12 protein-coding genes and 1 tRNA gene are annotated in these 19,539 nt (G+C 67.2%); 4 read left to right on the forward strand and 9 right to left on the reverse strand.

Going from position 1 to position 19,539, the window contains the following annotated elements:
* Positions 1-73 precede the first annotated feature (73 nt).
* Genes imuA through AVKW3434_RS01815 form a run of 3 tightly spaced genes read left to right on the forward strand, consistent with a single transcriptional unit; the run spans position 74 to position 5,851 of the window.
* On the forward strand, positions 74-1,027 hold the full coding sequence (gene imuA, locus AVKW3434_RS01805; RefSeq protein WP_284403858.1) for a translesion DNA synthesis-associated protein ImuA: 954 nt from the start codon (positions 74-76) through the stop codon (positions 1,025-1,027).
* The gene (locus AVKW3434_RS01810; RefSeq protein ID WP_284403860.1) at positions 993-2,615 is read left to right on the forward strand and encodes a DNA polymerase Y subunit UmuC family protein; all 1,623 of its coding nucleotides are present in this window, start codon (positions 993-995) and stop codon (positions 2,613-2,615) included. The genes imuA and AVKW3434_RS01810 overlap by 35 nt, the downstream gene beginning before the upstream one ends.
* A complete protein-coding gene (locus AVKW3434_RS01815) occupies positions 2,612-5,851 on the forward strand; it encodes an error-prone DNA polymerase (protein WP_284403862.1) in 3,240 nt (1,079 codons plus the stop codon). The genes AVKW3434_RS01810 and AVKW3434_RS01815 overlap by 4 nt, the downstream gene beginning before the upstream one ends.
* A 123-nt stretch (positions 5,852-5,974) precedes the next feature.
* Here AVKW3434_RS01815 and AVKW3434_RS01820 read toward each other — a convergent pair whose 3' ends face one another.
* The 7 genes from AVKW3434_RS01820 to AVKW3434_RS01850 form a co-directional block, all read right to left on the reverse strand.
* A complete protein-coding gene (locus tag AVKW3434_RS01820; RefSeq protein ID WP_284403864.1) occupies positions 5,975-7,171 on the reverse strand; it encodes an FAD-dependent monooxygenase in 1,197 nt (398 codons plus the stop codon).
* A 176-nt stretch (positions 7,172-7,347) separates the two neighbouring features.
* Positions 7,348-9,630, reverse strand: coding sequence for an AsmA family protein (locus AVKW3434_RS01825; protein ID WP_502869028.1), 2,283 nt, complete (start codon positions 9,628-9,630; stop codon positions 7,348-7,350).
* A gap of 219 nt (positions 9,631-9,849) precedes the next feature.
* The gene (locus AVKW3434_RS01830; protein ID WP_284403868.1) at positions 9,850-12,471 is read right to left on the reverse strand and encodes a response regulator; all 2,622 of its coding nucleotides are present in this window, start codon (positions 12,469-12,471) and stop codon (positions 9,850-9,852) included.
* Complete coding sequence (locus AVKW3434_RS01835; protein WP_272569024.1) at positions 12,464-12,922, reverse strand: response regulator; 459 nt, start codon at positions 12,920-12,922, stop codon at positions 12,464-12,466. Before AVKW3434_RS01835 ends, AVKW3434_RS01830 begins: the two co-directional genes overlap by 8 nt.
* Entirely contained in the window at positions 12,915-15,203 is a 2,289-nt protein-coding gene (locus tag AVKW3434_RS01840) for an ATP-binding protein (RefSeq protein ID WP_502869010.1), read from the reverse strand. Before AVKW3434_RS01840 ends, AVKW3434_RS01835 begins: the two co-directional genes overlap by 8 nt.
* A gap of 289 nt (positions 15,204-15,492) precedes the next feature.
* Positions 15,493-15,566: transfer RNA gene (locus tag AVKW3434_RS01845), tRNA-Gly, on the reverse strand.
* 38 nt (positions 15,567-15,604) lie between these two features.
* Complete coding sequence (locus tag AVKW3434_RS01850; protein WP_284403872.1) at positions 15,605-16,528, reverse strand: pseudouridine synthase; 924 nt, start codon at positions 16,526-16,528, stop codon at positions 15,605-15,607.
* A gap of 181 nt (positions 16,529-16,709) precedes the next feature.
* Here AVKW3434_RS01850 and AVKW3434_RS01855 point away from each other — a divergent pair, with 181 nt between their 5' ends.
* Positions 16,710-17,144 carry a hypothetical protein gene (locus AVKW3434_RS01855; RefSeq protein WP_284403874.1) on the forward strand — a complete coding sequence of 145 codons (435 nt, stop codon included), beginning with the start codon at positions 16,710-16,712 and terminating at the stop codon, positions 17,142-17,144.
* A gap of 73 nt (positions 17,145-17,217) precedes the next feature.
* Here AVKW3434_RS01855 and AVKW3434_RS01860 read toward each other — a convergent pair whose 3' ends face one another.
* Complete coding sequence (locus tag AVKW3434_RS01860; protein WP_284403876.1) at positions 17,218-18,831, reverse strand: rhodanese-related sulfurtransferase; 1,614 nt, start codon at positions 18,829-18,831, stop codon at positions 17,218-17,220.
* Positions 18,828-19,496 carry a cysteine dioxygenase family protein gene (locus AVKW3434_RS01865; protein WP_284403878.1) on the reverse strand — a complete coding sequence of 223 codons (669 nt, stop codon included), beginning with the start codon at positions 19,494-19,496 and terminating at the stop codon, positions 18,828-18,830. Before AVKW3434_RS01865 ends, AVKW3434_RS01860 begins: the two co-directional genes overlap by 4 nt.
* Positions 19,497-19,539: the final 43 nt, after the last annotated feature.

Here is a 19,539-nt window from a genome sequence, read left to right on the forward strand (position 1 = left end):
GGTATCTGCGGATGGCACTGGGCCGCAACGGATTCGAATACTGTATATTTAAACAGTCTTCGATGCCCACCCCATGTCCCGCCTTGCCCTTGCCTCCCTCCCGCCGGACGCCACCGCCCGCAGGGAAAGCGCCGCCCGCCTGGAACTGCCCGGCGTGTGGCAGGGCGATGCGCTCACGGCGCAGCACGGGCGCGTGCAGCCTTCCGGCCATGCGCTGCTGGATGCGGCGCTGCCCGGTGGCGGATGGCCGCTGGGGGCCATGACCGAGGTGCTGCAGCCGCCGCAGGGCGGGGCGGAGTGGCCCCTGGTGCTGCCGGCGCTGGCCCGGGCGGCGGCGCAGCGGGGCGGGCAGGTGGTGCTGGTGGCGCCGCCCGCCGAGCCCTTCGCCCCCGCGCTGCAGGCCGCGGGCCTGCCGGCCGACCGGCTGTGCCGCGTGCGCCCCCTGCCTTCGCGGCACGACCAGTCGGCCGCCTGGGCCAGCGAGCAGGCCCTGCGCTGCCGCGACGTGCTGGCCGTGCTGGCCTGGCTGCCCCAGGCGCCGCCCGAAGCGCTGCGCCGCCTGCAGCTGGCTGCGGCCCAGCAGGCGGCGCTGCTCTGGGTGTTCCGCCCGCAGGATCTTCGCCGGCAAGCCTCGCCCGCGCCGCTGCGGCTGTGGGTGGTGCAGGGCGTTCCAGCGATCCAGAAGATTCAGGGGGCCGAAGGTTCGCCAGCGCTGGGGCGCGCGCAGGGGCTTGCGGCCCCGGCGCAAGTCCCGGGATGGCCGGACGGGGGCAGGGCGCCCGGTGTGCTTCAGGTGCATGTTCTCAAACGGCGCGGGCCGCCGTTGATGCAGCCGGTGCCGGTCTGTGCGCATGCGTCCGCGCTGTCCGCCGTGCTGGCGGCGATGCGCGCATTGAAGGCGCGCCGGTTTCCGGGCGATGCCTCCGCGCCGGCTGCGCAGCGGCCGGTGCCCGTCGCGCCACAGGGGGTGGCGGTCCATCAGGAGCGGGTCCATGCACTGGATCGCCGTGCCTTCGTCGCTGGATGAGCTGCCGCCCGGCGCCCCGGCCGCCTCGGCGGGCTGGTGGGCGCTGCGCTTCACGCCCCGGGTGGCGCTGCTCGACGAAGCCCTGCTGCTGGAGGTGGCCAGCACCGAGCGCCTCTGGGGCGGCCGGGCCCGGCTGCTTTCGCTGATCCGGCAGCACCGGCCGGGGTTCTGCGGGCATGCCGAACCGGCAGAGACCGCTGCAGCGCAGAAGGCGCCAGAGCCCGAACGGTCCGGACCAGGATCAGGGCCAGGCGCAGAAAAAGACAGGGACAAGGCCGCCGGTCGCCCGCCGCAGCCCTCCGGCGGCGACCCGGCACTGGCCCAAGGCGCCACGGCCTTCGAAGCCCTGGCCCTGCTGCGGCTGGCCCAGGCCGACCCTCCGCATCGCCCGCCGCGCCGGTTGCCGCACGACCTGCCCCTGCGCACCCTGGCGGCCCTGCGCCCGCACGCCGCCAGCCTGGAGCGCATGGGCTGCCGCACGCTGGGCGCGCTGCGGGCCTTGCCGCGGGCGGGCGTGGCGCGCCGGTTCGGGGCCGATGTGCTGAGGGCGCTGGACCAGGCCTTTGGCGACGTGCCCCATCCCTTGCCCTGGATCGAGCTGCCCGAGCGCTTTTCGCTGTCGGCCGAGCTGCCCGCGCTGGCCGAATCGGCCGGCACCTTGCTGTGGTCCGCCAACCGGCTGCTCGGGGTGCTGCACGGCTGGCTGCAGGCGCGCCAGCAGGGCGTGCTGGCGCTGGAGCTGGCCTGGCGACACGACCTGCGCCGCATCGACGGCGTGGACCTGCCGGCCCAGCAAAGCCTGACGGTGCGAACGGCCGAGCCCACGCAGGACCTGGCCCATCTGCGCCGCCTGCTCGCCGAGCACCTGGGCCGCCAGCGCCTGGCCGCGCCGGTGAACCAGATCACCCTGAGCGGCACCGACACCCGGCCCTGGGCCGAGGCCAGCGCCAGCCTGCTGCCGCCCAGCCCCGAAGACGCACGGCGCGCGCAGGGCGAGCCCTGGCACCAGTGGGTGGAGCGGGTTTCGGCCCGGCTCGGTGCGCAGCAGGTGCAGGTGGTCGTGCTGCAGGCGGACCACCGGCCGGAATGCATGCTGCGCTGGGAGCCGGCCGCGGGCCAGGCTGTCCCGGCGCAGGAGCCTGCCGGCACGCGCTCCCCCCGGGCGCGCTCTGGAGGGGGGGCCGCGACCACGGCGGGGGCGGGCAGGGCGGTCGATGGCCGTGCCACGGGGTCGGCCCGCCACGACGGCGGCGCAGGGAGTGCTGGCAGCGTCAGCACTGCCAGCCACCGCGACCCCCGGCCCGCCGCCGTGGCCGCCGATGCCGCGCTGTGGCCCGGCTGGCTGCTGCGCCCGCCCCAGCGCCTGGCTCTGCAGGGCAGCCGCCCGCTGTGGCACGGCCCGCTGCGCCTGCTGGCCGGTCCCCACCGCTTCGATGGCGGTTGGTGGGACGCCTCGCAGCACCTGGAGCGGCGCGACTATTTCGTGGCCCACAACGACACCGTGGGCACGGTGTGGATCTTTCGGCAATGGGCGGGGACGCGTGAAGCGGGCCGGCACGATTGGTTCCTGCACGGGGTGTTCGGATGAGCGGCGTCACCGCCTTCCCATCCCCGGGTGGGCCACCGACCCGGCCCACGCATGCCCTGCCGGACTATGCCGAGCTGCATTGCCTCACCAACTTCAGCTTCCAGCGCGGCGCCTCGCACCCCGCCGAACTGGTGCAGCGCGCGGCGGAGCTGGGCTACGCGGCGCTGGCGATCACCGACGAATGCTCGGTGGCCGGCGTGGTGCGGGCGCACACCGTGGCCAAGCGGCTCGGCCTGAAACTCATCGTGGGCAGCGAGTTCGCCTGGGGCGATCTGCGCCTGGTGGCGCTGGCGCGCGACGCCGAGGGCTGGGGCAACCTGTGCGAGTTCATCACCGCAGCGCGGCAGGCCGCCCCCAAGGGCGAATACCGCCTGCACGCCGGCACCGACTTCGCGATGCTGCGCGGCTGCGAGGTGTTGCTGGCGCCGCGCCGCGATCGCCTGAATGCTACTGATTTGATAGCTATCGAGGCATGTTTTTCTAGGGCATTGGCCCAATTGAACCCGTGGGGCATCGCCCCCTGGCTGGCCGTGGAGCAACCCCTGGCCCCCGACGACAGCCTGTGGCTGACCACGCTGGAGCAGGTGGGGCAGACGCTCGGACTGCCGCTGGTGGCGGCGGGCGACGTGCACATGCACGTGCGCGGCCGCAAGCGCCTGCAGGACGTGGTCACCGCCGTGCGCCTGGGGCGGCCCGTGGCCGAATGCGGCTTCGCGCTGCAGCCCAATGCCGAGCGACACCTGCGCGCGCGCATGCGGCTGGCCGCCATCTACCCGCCTGCGCTGCTGGCGGCCACGCTCGCCGTGGCGGCGCGCTGCACCTTCAGCCTCGACGAGATCCGCTACCGTTACCCGAAGGAAACCGTGCCGCCCGGCATGACCCCGGGCGAAGCCCTGGCCTGGTACACCGAGCAGGGTGCCCAGGGCCGCTACCCTATGGGCGTGCCCGACGCCGTGCGCACGCAGATCGCCAGGGAACTCGATCTCATCGCCCACTGCCGCTACGAGATGTACTTCCTCACCGTGCACGACATCGTGCGCTACGCCCGCAGCCGGGGCATCCTGTGCCAGGGGCGGGGCTCCGCCGCCAATTCGGCGGTGTGCTTTTGCCTCGGGGTCACGGCGGTCGATCCGACCAAGACGCGGCTGCTGTTCGAGCGCTTCATCAGCAAGGAGCGCGACGAGCCGCCCGACATCGACGTGGACTTCGAGCACGACCGGCGCGAAGAGGTCATCCAGTACATCTACGACAAGTACGGCCGCGAGCGGGCGGCCATCGCGGCCGTGGTCATCAGCTACCGCACGCGCAGCGCGCTGCGCGACGTGGGCAAGGCCCTGGGCGTGGCGCCCGCGCTCATCGATGCCTTCGCCAAGGACCACCACTGGTTCGACGAGGCCATCGCCACCGAACGCCTGCAGGAACTGGCCGAGGCCGTGGACGAGCCGCTGGCGCCACACATCGCCGACCTGTGGCTCAAGCTGGCGCGCGATCTGAAGGGCTTTCCGCGCCACCTGAGCCAGCACGTCGGCGGCTTCGTGCTCACCGAGGGCAAGCTCACGCGGCTGGTGCCCGTGGAGCCCGCCAGCATGGATGGCCGATCCATCATCCAGTGGGACAAGGACGACCTGGACGACATGCACCTCATGAAGGTGGACGTGCTCGCCCTGGGCATGCTGAGCGCGCTGCGCCGCGCCCTGGACCTGCGCGCCCTGCTGCGTGGCGAGCACTGGGACCTGGCCGGCATCCCGCGCGAGGACGGCGCCACCTACGACATGATCTGCGCGGCCGACACCGTGGGCGTGTTCCAGATCGAAAGCCGGGCGCAGATGAGCATGCTGCCGCGACTGCGCCCGCGCGAGCTGTACGACCTGGTGGTCGAGGTGGCCATCGTGCGGCCGGGGCCGATCCAGGGCGGCATGGTGCACCCGTACCTGCAGGCCCGGGAGCGGCGGTTGCGCGGCGAGCCGCTGGAACTGGAGCACGAAGAATTGACAGAGGCCCTGGAGCGCACGCTGGGCGTTCCCATCTTCCAGGAGCAGGTCATGCAGATCGCCATGATCGCTGCCCGCTTCACGCCTGGCATGGCCGATGAACTGCGCCGCTCCATGGCCGCATGGAAGCGCACCGGTGGCGTCCACCATTTCGAACAGCCGTTCATGGAAGGCATGGCTGCCAACGGCTATCGCGAAGATTTTGCCCGGCGCATTTTTCAGCAGATCAAAGGGTTCGGCGAATACGGCTTCCCGGAGAGCCATGCCTACAGCTTCGCCATGCTGGCTTATGCGAGCAGCTGGTTCAAGTGCCACGAACCCGCCTGCTTCTTGGTGGCGCTGCTCAATTCGCAGCCCATGGGTTTCTACACGCCTTCGCAACTGGTGCAGGACGCCGTGCGCCACGGCGTGCGCGTGCTGCCCATCGATGCGGTGCACAGCGACTGGGACGCGACCCTGGAGGGCGAGCCCCAGCCCGTGCGTGGCGTGGCCGACCCGCAGCCGGCCGTGCGCATGGGCCTGCGGCTGGTGGCTGGGCTGGCCCAGTCCACGGCCGAGCGGCTGGTCGCGGCGCGCGCGGTCCAGGCGTTCGCCGGCACCGAAGACCTGGCCCTGCGCGCCCGGCTGGACCGCCCCGCGCTGCAGGCATTGGCCGCAGCCGATGCGCTGCGCTCCCTGTCGGGCCACCGGCGCCAGCAGGCCTGGGACGCCGCGGCGCAATGGCGCGCGCCGGCCTTGCTGCAGGACGCGGCGGTGAACGAGGCGCCCCTGGCCCTGCCCGAGGCACCCGAAGGCGAGGAGATCCTGTTCGACTACGCGGCCACGGGCCTCACGCTGCGCCGCCATCCGCTGGCGCTGCTGCGCGGCCGGCTGGAGCGCTGGCGGCTGCTGACCGCCCTGGCGCTGCGCGACATGCCCAACGGCCGCCGCGTGCGCGCCTGCGGCATCGTCACCGTGCGCCAGCGGCCGGGATCGGCCAACGGCACCATGTTCATCACGCTGGAGGACGAGACCGGGCCGGTCAACGTCATCGTCTGGCCGTCGCTCGTGGAGACCTGGCGCAATGCGCTGTTGCGCTCGCGCCTGCTGGCGGTGGAAGGCCTGTGGCAGTCCAGCCCGAACCCGCCGGGAACGCCGCCAGGGCAGGGCGCGGTGCGGCACCTGGTCGCCCAGCGCTGCAAGGACATGACCCCCTTGCTCGGCCGCCTGGCCCAGGCGCTGGACGGCAGCCGCGATTTCCACTGAGGCGTGGGCGAGGTTCCCGGGGATGGGTGTGGTGCAGCACCTCGGCCTGCCTCGCTACCACTGCTGCGCGGTGTGCCGATGCCAACAGGCGCCGCTTTTCAGGCACCACCACGGCGCTCTCTCTCACGCAGGGTAGCGCGACAGGTCCGGCTCGTCGAGCTGGCGGTTCATCAGCTTGGCGAACGCATCGCGCACTCCTGGCAGGCTGGCCAGATGCAGCGCGCCGTGAAGCAGGTGAATGCCCAGCCGGCTGTGGGGGTTCATCAGGCGGGGACCGATCTTGGGCACGTTCTGGCCCTGTTCGACCATCGGCCGCATGGCTTTTTCATAGGCGGCGAAAACCTCTTCGAGCCTGCCACCGTCGCCAGCCCGTGCGATTTCACCGGCCAGCACATAGGCGCCCGTGAGGGCCAGCGTCGTGCCGATGCCTGCCAGCGGGGTGGCGCACCAGGCGGCGTCGCCCGTCAGCACCACACGCCCACGGTGCCAGCGCGCAAGGCGCACCTGACGCAACGCGTCGAAGTAGAAATCGCTGGTCGTCTCCATGCCCGCCAGCACGCGCGGGGCCTGCCATCCGGCATCGGCAAACTGTTCGCGCAGAAAGCGCTTTTGCCTGTCCATGTCCCAGTCCTGCTCGCCCTCCGTGGGGCGCTGGATCGTCAGCATGGCGCGCGTGGTGCCGTGCCGGTCGGGCCGCAGCGAGACGCTTCGACCGCCGGTGGTGTGATACCAGCGCCACATCCGGTCGTCGTCCGGTGCACGGGCGATGGTGAAGTAGGCGAGCGTCAGGCCCATCCAGCGCGGTTCGTTTTCGCCGGAAAACACCCGTTCGCGCGTGGTTGAACCCACGCCCTCGGCGACGACGACCGCATCGAAGCGCTCCTGCTGCCCGCCAGCGAAGCGCACGGTCGCCGCCGTGCCATCGTCTTCGATGGCCGCCACATGGTCTCCGAACCGGTAATCGGCCCGCTTGCGCGATGCGTCGTACAGCAGCCGGGCGAGGTCGCCGCGCAGGATTTCCATCTCGGCGGCGGGCCCGTCGCTGGACAGTTCGTTGGTCTTGAACTCGGCGACGGCATGGCCATCCTCGTCGATCCAGGCCGTGCCTTCCTCGCCCGTGCCCTGGTCCAGCGCTGCCTGCTCCAGTCCCATCCGGCGTAGCACCTCGCGGCCTGCACCGCGCACGTCGATGTTCTGCCCGCCGTCGCGAAATGCCGGCGCCCGTTCGACCACGGTGACCTTGCAGCCGGACCGCGCCAGGGCCCAGGCGGCGGTGTTGCCGGCGACGCTCGCGCCGGTGATCAGGATGTGCCGTGGCATGGGGTTCTTTCCAGATGGATTTCTCGAGACCGCTGTGCGCAGGGAAAGCGCGCTTATGGGATGCGGGTCAAAAATGGCTTCGGCGCATATTGATCTAAGGGGTTATGCTATTAAAAATATAGCAATCATGCCCGCCTTGGAGCGCTTCAACGAACTTGAGCCTCCCTTTGCACGTCTCAGCGCGCCTTGGCCGGCGTGGAGACCGGCGGCTTCGGGGCTGCCCCTGCGGCACCGCCCTGCACCTTGTCCCCGGCGTGGGCCAGCAGCACCGCGCAGTTCTCGTCGTCGTCCGCCGCAGGCACCGTGATGGGGGCCAGCGCCAGCGCCACCGGCGCGACCACGGCGGCCGCCACGGCGGCGCCCGCGCGCAGCAGCAGCGGGCCGGCTTCCAGGCCCACCTTGGGATCGGCGAACGGGCCCTTCACATACAGCGGCGTGCGCAGGGAGAAGAACTTCCACTGCAGCGATTCGGGCTTGATGCGCAGGTCGATGTGCTCGCGGCCCAGGTCGGCCGTGCCGGTGGCTTCCACCGTGGCCTCGTTGGTGCTCAGCTTCACCGAGCGGGTCTGTGCGATGCCGTCCTTCACCGCAAAGTCGGCCACGGCGCAGCGCAGCTGCACTTCCTTGTCGTCGCCGAAGAGCTTGGCCACCACCACGCTGCCCACGTTGAGCGCCGCCAGGTCCAGCATCTGCTTGCTGAAACGGCCATCCCGGATGTACAGGCGGGTTTCGCCGCTGGCGCTGCCCAGCATGCTGGCCACCGACTGGCCGCTGCCGTTCAGGGCCACGGCACCGTCGAGCCGGCCGAAGCTCTTTTCCATCAGCTCGACCTTGGGAAACAGGCCCGACAGCCGCAGCCCTTCCACGCTGCCGCGCAACTGGGCCTTGAGCGGCTTGGTGCGGCTGTCCAGCACCACGGTGGAATCGATCTTGCCCTGCGCCACGCCGAACTGCAGGGGCGAGAGAGTGAGCATCGCGTTGTCCATCACCGCATGCACGCGCAGGTTTTCGATCGGCAGGCTCTCGTCGCGCACGATCTGCTGGCCGCTGAAGGTCAGGTCCAGGTCCATCGCGTTCCAGCGGTCGGTGGCGAACGCCACGTCGGGCAGCACCTTGCCGGGGCGCTTGGAGGTGCCTTTTTCCGCCTTGCCTTCGCCCGTCGGCGCGCCCAGCACGGGCCCCAAGTCGGCCAGGCGCAGCTTCCTGGAGGTCATCGTGCCCTTGAGGCGGGGGCGTGGCTTGGCCGACGTGTAGGTCAGGCTGCCGTGCAGGTCGCTGCCCCCCACGGTGCCGTCGAAATCGCGGTACTCCCACACCGCGTTGTCCGGCTCCAGGCTGCCCACCAGCCGGCCGCTCGTGCGAAACGGCGGGGTGTTCGGCAGCACCAGGCCGGTGAGGTCGTACAGGTCGGCCATGCTCTCGGCCTTGAGCATCACCTTCAGGTCCATGCCCGACAGCGCGGCCGGGTTGGACAGGATGCCTTCCACCTCGGCTTCCACCGTGCCGGCCTTCGCCTTGAACCGCAGCGGGTAGTCCACGACCTTTTCCCGCAGGTCCATCACGTGCCCGCCTTCGCCCCGGCCCTGGATGCGGGCCTTGGCGTAGCGGCCCCGCACCTCGAAGCGCACGCCGTACGGGCCGGGCGCCTGTCCGGCGGGCGTGTCGATGGTTCCGAGCTTGGCGGTGAAGGCCAGGTCTTTCACGGCATCGGCATAGGCCAGTTGGCCATCGCGCACCACGAGCCGTCCCACGCTCACGCTCCAGGGATTGGGCTTCGCCGGCCCGCCGTCCTTGGCGGGGCGGTCGAAGGTCCAGTTGTTGCTGCCGTCGGCCTTGCGGGCCAGCGCCACGTCGGGCACGGTGAGCACCAGCGTGTCGATGGCCACATGGCGAGACAGCAGCGGCAGCAGCCTGAGCGATGCGCTCACGCTGCCCAGGGTGGCCATGGGTTGGCCGGTCGCGGGCACGGAGGCCGTGCTGTCGGCCGGTGCAGTCTGGGCGGGTGCGGAAGGCGCCGATGCTGTGGATGCCGAGGGCGTGGCCGATGCGGCCGCTTTTTCGGCACGCGCCTGCACCGTGGCGGTGGAGGCATCGTCCGTCTGCACATCCAGGGCCCCGAAGTGGCCGAAGTCCGCCCGGTTGTCCATCACCAGACGGTCCGCCTGCACCGTGACGCCCGGCACCCAGCGGCGCCAGCCGGTCTCCACGGGCTGCGGCCACTGCCAGTGGGCGGTCAGATCGCCCTCGATGGCAAAGCGCCGACCGGTGGCCTCGCTGACCTGCTGGTTGATCCAGGGCTTGGCCCGGTTCCAGTCGAACCACGCCACGAAGGCCAGCAACAGCAGCAGCACGACGAGCAGCCCGGCCACCGCGGCAAGGGGCAGCCGCGACCGCCGCCGAGGGGGGACGGGCGCCGCAGGGGTGGGCGAAACGGAAGGAGGCGAGGTCTCAGGGGGCATGGTCATAGGCGTTTTCTTCGGGCCATGCTAGCCCGCGCCTGCGCTACCGGGACTCGCCGATGCTCGTTTACCGTTGTTGTCCTACAGGTCCCGGAAGGCTCGATCAAGCCTCTCCAAACCCTCTCATCTGATCTGGAACGCTTCGTGAACGGATGAGCGAAGCATTACCCAATCGACATTGACGATGGACGTTCATCCATGACGTCGGTGGTGCCGTGATCAAAATGCAGGATCGGCGTGCACATTCGTCGTGGAATTCATCAAAGACTGAATCTTCAGACCAAAAACTTCCAACTGAAAAGGTTTCGTCAACACCTGCATCCCTGACGGAAGTTGACCGTGGCTGAGAACGGCATTTTCGGCATAGCCAGTCACAAACAGAACCCGCATGGACGGATGGATCTTGCGAGCAGCATCCGCCAGCTGCCTTCCATTCATACCCCCAGGAAGACCAACATCGGTGACCAGCAGTGCGATGGACGCATTGTTCTGAAGCACTTGAATTGCACTGGAACCGGCTTCTGCTTCCAACACGTGGTAGCCCAGTTCCTGCAACATCTCCACCATGAACATTCGAACCGAAGCTTCATCATCGACCACGAGAATGGTCTCACCCAAGCCGACGGTGGAGATAGCAGGGGCACGATCCAGCGCATCCTCCGCCAAGATATCCTTGCCTGCGTACCGCGGGAGAAACATGCGGATCGTTGTTCCCGCGCCCATTTCGGAATGGATCCGCGCTTGTCCTCCGGATTGGCGCGCAAAGCCATAGACCATCGAAAGCCCCAGGCCCGTGCCTACGCCAATCGGTTTCGTCGTGAAAAACGGGTCGAATGCCCGGGCCACCACATCTGCAGTCATGCCGGTGCCGTTGTCGCTCACGGAAATGCACACGTATTGGCCAGGCGACATCTGCTCCTCACCGGCTGCTCGCTCATCGAGCGTTCGATTGGCAGTCTCGACCACCAGCTTGCCACCATCGGACATGGCATCGCGGGCATTGATGCACAAATTCAAGAGTGCATTTTCAAGCTGACTTGGATCGGCATGAATGGGCCAAACGTCGATTCCGCATTTCACTTCCAACATGACGTGGGGGCCGATCGTGCGGCGCACCAGGTCTTCGAATCCACTGATCAACTGGTTGACTTTCACCACTTTGGGTTCCAGCGTCTGCTGGCGTGAAAACGCCAGCAGACGGTGTGTCAAAGCCGCCGCGCGCTTCGTGGCCGTCTGTCCGACAGTGACGTAACGCATCGCCCCAGAATCCTCGCCGAACCGCCGCTTGAGTAACTCCAGACTGCCTGAAATGGCTCCGAGAAGATTGTTGAAATCATGTGCCAAGCCACCCGTCAATTGGCCGACAGCCTCCATCTTCTGGGACTGCCGCAGCGCGGCTTCCGACTTCATCAACGCCGTGGTTCTCTCTTGCACTTGTTGTTCAAGCGAGTTTGCAAGGGCGTGCAAATTCTGCTCGGCGCGGCGGCGTTCCACTGCGTGCCAGGTTCTGTGCGCCACTTCACGAACAAGGTTCAGTTCCTCTGCGGTCCAATGGCGCGGGGCCGCATGGTGCAGGTAAAGCATCGCCACCTGATTTCGATCTTCGCCGACCGGCACATTGATAAGCGACTGGGCATGGATTGCAATAAATGCATCCGCATGATCGCGCGTGCGCGGATCGGTACGCACATCTGCCAGCACGAGGGCGTCGCCTCGCTGTAGGTTCTCGGTGTAACTGCCGAAATCGCGGCAGTTCAGGGTTCCCGCCAATGTGGAGATTCCCGGCGCATTCCAGTCGCGCTCGATGGCGATGGTTTGGGTGTTACGGTCCAGCAGTCCGTAGCCTGCACGGCTCACATCCAGAGCGCGGCCCAGGGCCTCTGCTGCGTGATAAGCGATATCACCAGGCTCACGGGTCGGTCCGTAGACCTCGCGATCCAGCAGTTCCAGCAATTCAGCGCGCCGCCTGCCCAGCATGGCATGGGTGATTTCTTGAGAGATGCCTGCAATGTAGGAGGGGCGGCCTGCCGCGTCATATTCCAGGCGCCCTAGTATCCTGACCCATGCCAATTGTCCATCCGGGCGAAGGATGCGATATTCGATTCGGTAGTCTTTGCCAGTCGCAATGGTTTGAGCCACCGCCTCACGCATCCGCATCAGATCATCGGGATGTACTGCGTTCTGCAACTCCTCGTAAGTGAAAGGCAAAGACTCATCACGTCCGAAATTGCTCTTGCAATGGTTGGACGCAATCAGCTCTTGCGCAGTCAGATCGAGTTGCCAGACACCCAAGCCTCCTGCATCGGTTGCTGCCCGCAGGCGGGCTTGTCCCGTCTCTATTTCTCGAACACGCTCGGCAAGCTCTATCGTCAATTGCTCGGCTTTTTCCTTCGCGTCTCGCAGTTCTGTCTCTGCCGCAATTCGAGCCGATCGCTCTGCCACTTCCCTTAAAGCGCGTTCCAGCACAGACGCCAATCGAGACAGGCGGCCCTTGCTCACATAGTCAGTCGCTCCCTGCTTGAGCAGTTCGACGGCATTGTCTTCGCCGATGACTCCGGACACGAAGATGAAAGGAATCATCGGTACCCGTTGGTGCGCCAGGCGAAGCGCATCGGTGCCGCTGTAGCTTCCCAAATCATGGTCTGACAAGATCAGATCGAATCCACCTCGCCCTAACGCTTCTGAAAAACTCTCTGCGTCCCTGACCCATTGCAAATTGGCATGCGGATAACTATGCAGCAAGGACTCTTGAAGCAGTTCTGCATCGAAAGCGGAGTCCTCCAGCAGTAGCACACTCAAAGGCCGCTCTGCGAGCGGGATGGACTCTGCGAGTTCACTCATACCGGCGGGTCGCACGCAGGGAGCCGGGCGGCGGTTCGTTGAGAACGGCCCAGAACACTCCCAAATCGGCAATCGCGGAAACGAATTGCTTGAATTCCACAGGCTTGACGACATAAGCGTTGACGCCCAACTCGTAGCTGCGCAGCAAATCGCTCTCTTCCTGGGATGAGGTCAGCATCACCACAGGAATACTGCGTAGCACCGGACTCTTTCGCACGGCCTCCAGTACCTCCAGTCCATTGACCTTCGGCAGCTTCAAATCGAGCAGGATCACGGCCGGATTGCCCTCGTCACGGCTGGCGTGGGCTTCTTCGCGACGCAAGTAGTCCAATGCCTCGGCACCATCGCGAAGCACTACCACGTCGTTGGCGAGTTGGCTTCGTTCCAGGGCAAGCAGCGTCAATTCCTGGTCGCGTAGATCGTCCTCGACGAGAAGAATAGGTTTAAGCATGATCGGATGTATTTCCGATGGGTGAAGTAAGAAGCGCATTTTGCCCGGACTCGGGCAAGACGAAACCGAACGACGCACCTTGGCCTGGCTCGCCATGGGCCCACACCTTCCCGCCGTGCCGCTCCACGATCCGCTTGACGTTGGCCAGCCCGATGCCGGTACCTTCGAACTGCTCTGTCTGGTGCAAACGCTGAAAAACCTGGAACAGTTTGGTCACGTACTGCATCTGGAAGCCGACACCATTGTCTTGTACCTCCAGGCCTTCGCCTTCGGCGTTTCTCACGGCCTTTACCGTGACAACAGCTGGATTGCGATCACGGCTGTATTTGACGGCATTCGCAATCAGATTGCGTACCGCCACTTGCAACAACAATGGGTCTGCAACCAATACAGGCAGATTGGCTTCCACCTGCCATTCGATTTTGCGATCGCGCTCATGCCGAGAGATCTCGCGCACCAAGCCTTCAACCAGGCCGTTGCTATCTACCCGTTTGAGTTTCAGCGCCGTCCGACCCATGCGTGAAAAATCCAGCAGGGCGTCCACCAGTTGCCCAGCGAAAGCCGCTGCGTCTTTGACATGTCCCATGTAGCGGTGGGCACGCTGGCTCAGAACCTTGCCCTCCGTGTCCATCACCAAGTCCACATAACCTGCGATATGGCGCATTGGAGCGCGCAGGTCATGGGACACGGTGTATGAAAAAGCCTCCAACTCCTTGTTGACCCGGCCCAATTCGCTTGCGATGGCCGCCAATTCTTCGGCGCGCCGTAGCACGATACCGATCAGGGCTTGGCGCAATTCGCCAGCAGCGCTGACTTGCGCCCCGGACCATGGCAGGCATCGGCCGCTGATCTGTTCAACCCAGTTGTCGAAACTGCGGCGCGGATGGATCCGTCCTGCCGCATCAGGATGCAGGTCCTTGCGCGGGTCTCCGGCCCAGGTGACGGTCTGCACGATCTCCGGCCGGAACCACAGAATCACATGGCGATGCACTTGGGAAATGGAAATGGCCAATACGCCCGCTGCGGTGGACTGCCACTGGGCTGCCATTGGGAAATGGGCCGCCAACTCACTGCTCTCGTAGACGTCGCGGCCCATCCCTGCGATCCACCCTGCCAACTCAAGCAGCATATCCGTCGCAGGCGTATCGCCGGCAATCCATGCTTGGTCGTCCAGCACCACTGCAGCACCTGTGGCCCGGGACATGCGCAGCAGCAGGGCCGGCTCGTGCACGATGCTGCGCAGGCTGGCATCGCTGTCAGACAATTGAGAGACGAGTTGCAGGGTGAGCTTGCGTAACTCCAATCGTGCCGCCACCTCGGCATTGGCCTGTTTTCCTTCGATTTGCATCGACAGCAACTGCCCCAGATGGCTGCACGCAGCCCGCATGCCCGCATCCAGATTGCGGGGCTCATGGTGATGGCAAGACGCCAATCCCCACAGCTTGCCATCGACCACGATGGATAACGACATGGACGCAAGCGTGCCCATGTTTCGCATGTACTCGAGATGCACTGGCGATACGCTGCGCAGAAACGCATACGACAAGTCGATGCCTTGTGCAATCGAACCCTCTTCAGCTGCCAGCAGCGGCACTGCCTCATAGTTGGCATCCGGGATCAGCCTGAAGCGGTTGGCCAGGTAGAGAGCGCGGGCTTGCTGCGGAATGTCGGTTGCCGGAAAGCGCAGACCCAGGTAGCTGTCGTAACCGGGCAGTACGACTTCCGCGAGTACCTCTCCATGTCCTTGGTGATCAAACCGATAGATCAGGCTGCGGCCAAACCCCGTCAATCGCTGAAGCTCTTGCGCAGCCAACTGGGTTAGATCATCTACCGTTTCAGCCGCTTGAAGTTTTGGAAGAAAATCACGCGCCACACCGTAGATCGGCTCTTCCGGACGCATCACTTTGGACTGCGGCTCGCACTCCACGATCAACTGCGTGGCGTGTCGGTGGGCCCAGCAGATGTGTCTTTCCTGTGCAAATTCCAGCATCCCGACCTGCACTGAAGTGCCATCCGGCGGAACCGAACGAAGCGCTTCTCGTTCGAGTTGTGCCAAGGCTGCCACAGCAAGGCCTGTCCAGTTTGCACTCCACGCCCGCAGGGCCAAAGTGTCTCCGTCCAGTACCAGCATATGGCCATGAGACTGTATGGCGCCTGGGATTTGGATGGGCTCTCGGTCGCAAAGCGTAAGGTCAGGGCTTGAATTCAAGGCGTCATCAAGGTCAGCTGAAACGTTGGGAAAGCAGAACGCAGCGCGATGGGCCCTGGGTTTGCCTGTCAAAGAATATTTCTACCACGAGAAGGCATTCCATGCCTGAATTCGTCATCGATCGATGCTGGCCTGCAGGCGGTACGGGCTTCGATCGTTGACTGGTCATTTGCGATGACACAGTGATACGCGGGCGGGATGGAAGGAAAGAGCGCGCTTCGTTCGAAGCGCTGAACAAGCGGATGCCGATGATTGGCATGTGGAGACTTCACTCGCCAATTTCCAACCGATGAATGAAGACTGAGCGGAAGTCAGACTTTTACATCGATGGAATCGCGATGGATCAGCAGGTAGCCAGAAGTGGAGCGGGTGAAGGGAATCGAACCCTCGTATGAAGCTTGGGAAGCTGCCGTTCTACCATTGAACTACACCCGCAGCGGTGCGGATTATAGGCACGGCGGGGCGCGGTTCGATCAATCCACCCCTCCGTCCAGCGGCCGCAGTTCGCGGGCGCTGTCGAAACGCCGCGCGGCGCCCGTCACCGGATCGTCGAACGCCAGCGACCGCGCCAGCAACTGCAGCGGCTGCGAAAAGTCGCCCTCGGGCGGATCGTTGACCACGGGATAGAACGCGTCGCCGCGCAGCGGCAGCCCCAGCGCGGCCATGTGCACGCGCAACTGGTGGCGCTTGCCCGTCACGGGCGACAGGTGGTAGCGGGCCCAGGCGCCGGCCACCTGCAGCACCTCGATGCGCGTGAGCGTGTTGGGTTCTCCCGGCACTTCCTGCATGCGAAAGAACTGCGGGCTTTCCTCCATGCGGCTGGCGTGCTCGCGGGGAAAGGCCAGGTCGTCGCGCCACGGCGCGACGGCTTCATAAGTCTTGGCGATGCGGCGGTCACGGAAGAGGGCCTGGTAGGCGCCGCGCGTTTCGCGCTGCACCGAAAACAGCACCAGCCCGGCCGTGTCGCGGTCGATGCGGTGTACGGGCGTGAGGTCGGGCAGGTTCAGGCGGCGCTTGAGCCGCACCAGCAGCGTGTGCTGCAGGTAACGGCCCGTGGGCACCACGGGCAGGAAATGCGGCTTGTCGGCCACGAGGATGTGGTCGTCCCGGTAGAGCACGGCTTCCTCGAAGGGGATGGCGGTTTCCTGCTCCAGGGCCCGGTAGTAGTACAGCCGGATGCCGGGGGCGAAGGGCCGCTCGGCCGTGGCCGGCACGCCGAACTCATCCACCACCTCGCGTGCGGCCATGCGTTGCAGCCAGCCTTCACGGCCCACGGCGGGCAAGCGCTCCACCAGGAAGTCCAGCAGGCTGCCTTCGCCAGTCGAGGGCAGTGCCACGCAACTGGGGCTCACCCCGTCGCGCATGGGCAGGACGCGGGGATCGTGGCGGTTGTGCATGGCGGGCCGATTGTAGTGAGCCGCTCCGCCTGGGCCCGGTGCCGCCGCGCCATGCCGATTTCGTGGCGCCCCCACCGAAGGGGGGTTGGCTGGAATGGCCCGGCATGGTCCATTAGGGGCCCGAAATCTCTCACCCGAAGGAACCGCCATGCCAGCCAGCGCGACGCCACTCCGTTGCAGGATGCGATGGCCCGCGATGGGCGTGGCGGCCGGTCTGGCCTGCGTGCTGTCAGGCTGCGCGCTGACCGGCACGGCCGGCTATCCGCCGAGCGCATCGCGGGTTCTGGCCGTGCCCGCCGACCTCTCCAACCCGCAACTTTTCGACTGCGCCGCGGCCAGCCTGGCGCGCATGTCCGAGACCAGCAGTGCGTGGCCGGGGATCACGCGCAGGGACGATGCACAGGGCCTGCTGGAGTCGGGCCACTTTCAGGAGTGGAACCGCAGCGGCTTTCGCGTGCGCATAGAGCGCCCGCCCGGGGGCGGCGAGGCCACGCTGGCCCTCAAGGCCGGCGGTGCCTACCTCGCCGACCTGGGCGCGGCGCAGGCGATGAACGACTTCGAGGCGGTGTTGAGGCCCTGCATTGACGCCGCAGGCGGCGGCAGAACTCAAGGCTGAAAGCTTGAAGCCTTTTGGGCCAGATGCCCTAGGGTTTCATGCCTGTAATGCTATCAATTGAATAGCAAATCCTTCAGGCGACCGCAAAGCCGTGCGTGCCGTCGCGCGCCAGTTGCTCCACCAGCCCGAACTCCCAGTCCAGATAGCCCTGCATGGCTTCGCGCGGGGCGTCGGTGCCTTCATAGGGGCGGCGGTAGCGGTCGATGCGTGGGGAGGCCAGGCGCGTTTCGCCTTGTTCCAGCGGCAGGCCTTCAGTGATCCAGGCCTGCGTGCCCCCCTGCAGCACGGCGGTGGGCGCACCGGTCAGCCGGGCGACGGCTTCGGCTGCATGGCGGGCGAGGGCGCTGGTGCCACAGGTCAGCACGTAGCGGCTGCCGGCCGGTATGTGCGCCAGCGCCTGGGCCAGTTGCGACCGCAGGACGAACCAGGCGCCCGGAATGTGGCGCCGCACATAGGCGGCACTCGCGGTGAAGTCCAGCACCACCGTGTGTCCCTCGGGCTCCTCGCGCAGCCAGCGGGCGAGCTGCCGCGGCGCGACCCAGGTCAGCGGCCCGTGCGGCTCGGGCGCGAGCGGCGGGGGCTGGCCCGTCTCCAGCGCGGCGGCAGGATCGGCGCCGTCCAGCACCCACACGTCCCAACCCATCTGGGCGAGCCAGGAGGCGGTCATGTTGGCGCGGGCACCGTCGTCGTCGGCCAGGACGATGCGGGCGCCGCGCACGGGCGCCGCATGGTCGGTTTCCTGCACGAGCTGGCCGCCCGGCGCGCTGCGAAAACCGGGCAGGTGCCCGGCCTCGTACTCCTCGGGCGTGCGCACGTCGAAGCGGTAGGTGGTGCGGCCGGCCTCGGCGGCGAAGCGGGTGAGATCGGCCGGGCTGGCCCGGCGCACGCCAGCGCGGTCCGCCACCGCACGGGCGCGGGCGGCGGCAGCAGCGCGCTGCTCCGGCGGCACCGGCAGGAAGCGGCGGTCGGCGCCATGCTCCAGCGTCTGGCCGGCCAGCAGCCAGCCGATGGTGCCGTTGCGCAGCGCGGCCACGGGGTTGGGCAGGCCCGCGTTCACCAGCGACTGCGTGCCGATGATGCTGCGCGTGCGCCCGGCGCAGTTCACGATGATGCGGGTGGCCGGATCGGGCGCGAGCGCCTGGGCGCGCAGCACCAGCTCCGCGCCGGGCACGCTGATGCCGCCCGGGATGTTCATGGTCTGGTATTCGTCGAAGCGGCGCGCATCCAGCACCACCACGTCGGCCTTGGCCTGCAGAAGCGCCTGCACCTCCTCGGCCGGCAGCGAGGGCGTGTGGCGTTCGCTCTCCACCAGTTCGCCGAAGGCCTTGCTGGGCACGTTCACGTCGATAAAGAGCTCGCCGCCGGCCTCCTTCCAGCCCTGCAGGCCGCCTTCCAGCAGCGACACGTCGGTGTAGCCCAGCGCGCGCAGGGTGCGCGCCGCGGGCTCGGCCAGGCCTTCGCCATGGTCGTACACCACGATGGGCGTGGTCCGGCGGGGAATGCGGGTCCAGGCGTCCAGCTCGATCCGCCCGGCGGGCAGGTTGGCGGCGAAGAGCGGGTGGCCTTCGGCGAACGGGGCCTCTTCGCGCACGTCGAGCAGTGCGATCTCCTGCTGGTCGAGCAGGGCCTGGCGGACCTGTTGGGGGCGGGTGGTGGCAAAGGCGGTGGTATCGGTCATGGCACTCATGGGGCGGCGGAGGCGGAGGGAGCGGTGTGGGAGGCCGGGCCGGCGAGCGGCTGGTTCCAGAGGTTGGGCAGGGTGGCGTTGCTGTAGCCGGAGACGAAGGGGCGCACGGATCCGTCCTCGCGGTACACCGACCGCTGCACGGCCCCGATGTTGGCGCCGTACACGTGGATGCTGATGGATGTCTCGTCGGCCAGCGCGTTGCTCACGCGGTGCACGTCGCCGATGGTGGGCGAGACGGCCTCGGTGTCGCCCGGCTGCAGCCGGTGGGGGGCGCCGCGGGGCTGCCACCGGCCATCGCCGTCCTGCCCGTAGGCCTGAGACAGTTCCGCGCCGCGCAGCATGCCCACCAGGCCCCACACCGTGTGGTCGTGGATGGGCGTGGCCTGGCCCGGCCCCCACACAAAGCTCACCACCGAAAAACGCCCCAGCGCATCGGCATGCAGCAGGTATTGCTGGTAACGCTCGGGATCAGGCTGGGCATATTCCGGCGGCAGCCAGTCGTCGTGCGAGACCAGGTCGGCCAGCAGGGCACTCCCGCGCGCGAGGAGGTCGGGCTCGGCCGGTCGGGGCTCCAGCAGGGCGGCGATCTGCTGCACGAAGTGGCGCAGGCGGGCCGTGTTGGGCGGGTTGTTCACGGGGGCGGTGGGCGAGGGGGCGGTTGGCATGCCGCCATTGCACCAGCCCGGCCACCGGCAAGGGAAGCGGGTT

Source organism: Acidovorax sp. SUPP3434, from assembly GCF_030159015.1.
In the GTDB taxonomy this organism is placed as follows: domain Bacteria; phylum Pseudomonadota; class Gammaproteobacteria; order Burkholderiales; family Burkholderiaceae_C; genus Paracidovorax.

Bases quoted from the DNA above. Each gene is read 5' to 3' on its own strand.
- AVKW3434_RS01810 (WP_284403860.1), top strand. From the start codon at position 993: ATGCACTGGATCGCCGTGCCTTCGTCGCTGGATGAGCTGCCGCCCGGC.
- AVKW3434_RS01830 (WP_284403868.1), bottom strand. From the start codon at position 12,471: ATGAGTGAACTCGCAGAGTCCATCCCGCTCGCAGAGCGGCCTTTGAGT.
- imuA (WP_284403858.1), top strand. From the start codon at position 74: ATGTCCCGCCTTGCCCTTGCCTCCCTCCCGCCGGACGCCACCGCCCGC.
- AVKW3434_RS01855 (WP_284403874.1), top strand. From the start codon at position 16,710: ATGCGATGGCCCGCGATGGGCGTGGCGGCCGGTCTGGCCTGCGTGCTG.
- AVKW3434_RS01860 (WP_284403876.1), bottom strand. From the start codon at position 18,831: ATGAGTGCCATGACCGATACCACCGCCTTTGCCACCACCCGCCCCCAA.
- AVKW3434_RS01825 (WP_502869028.1), bottom strand. From the start codon at position 9,630: ATGCCCCCTGAGACCTCGCCTCCTTCCGTTTCGCCCACCCCTGCGGCG.
- AVKW3434_RS01865 (WP_284403878.1), bottom strand. From the start codon at position 19,496: ATGCCAACCGCCCCCTCGCCCACCGCCCCCGTGAACAACCCGCCCAAC.
- AVKW3434_RS01820 (WP_284403864.1), bottom strand. From the start codon at position 7,171: ATGCCACGGCACATCCTGATCACCGGCGCGAGCGTCGCCGGCAACACC.
- AVKW3434_RS01815 (WP_284403862.1), top strand. From the start codon at position 2,612: ATGAGCGGCGTCACCGCCTTCCCATCCCCGGGTGGGCCACCGACCCGG.
- AVKW3434_RS01850 (WP_284403872.1), bottom strand. From the start codon at position 16,528: ATGCACAACCGCCACGATCCCCGCGTCCTGCCCATGCGCGACGGGGTG.
- AVKW3434_RS01835 (WP_272569024.1), bottom strand. From the start codon at position 12,922: ATGCTTAAACCTATTCTTCTCGTCGAGGACGATCTACGCGACCAGGAA.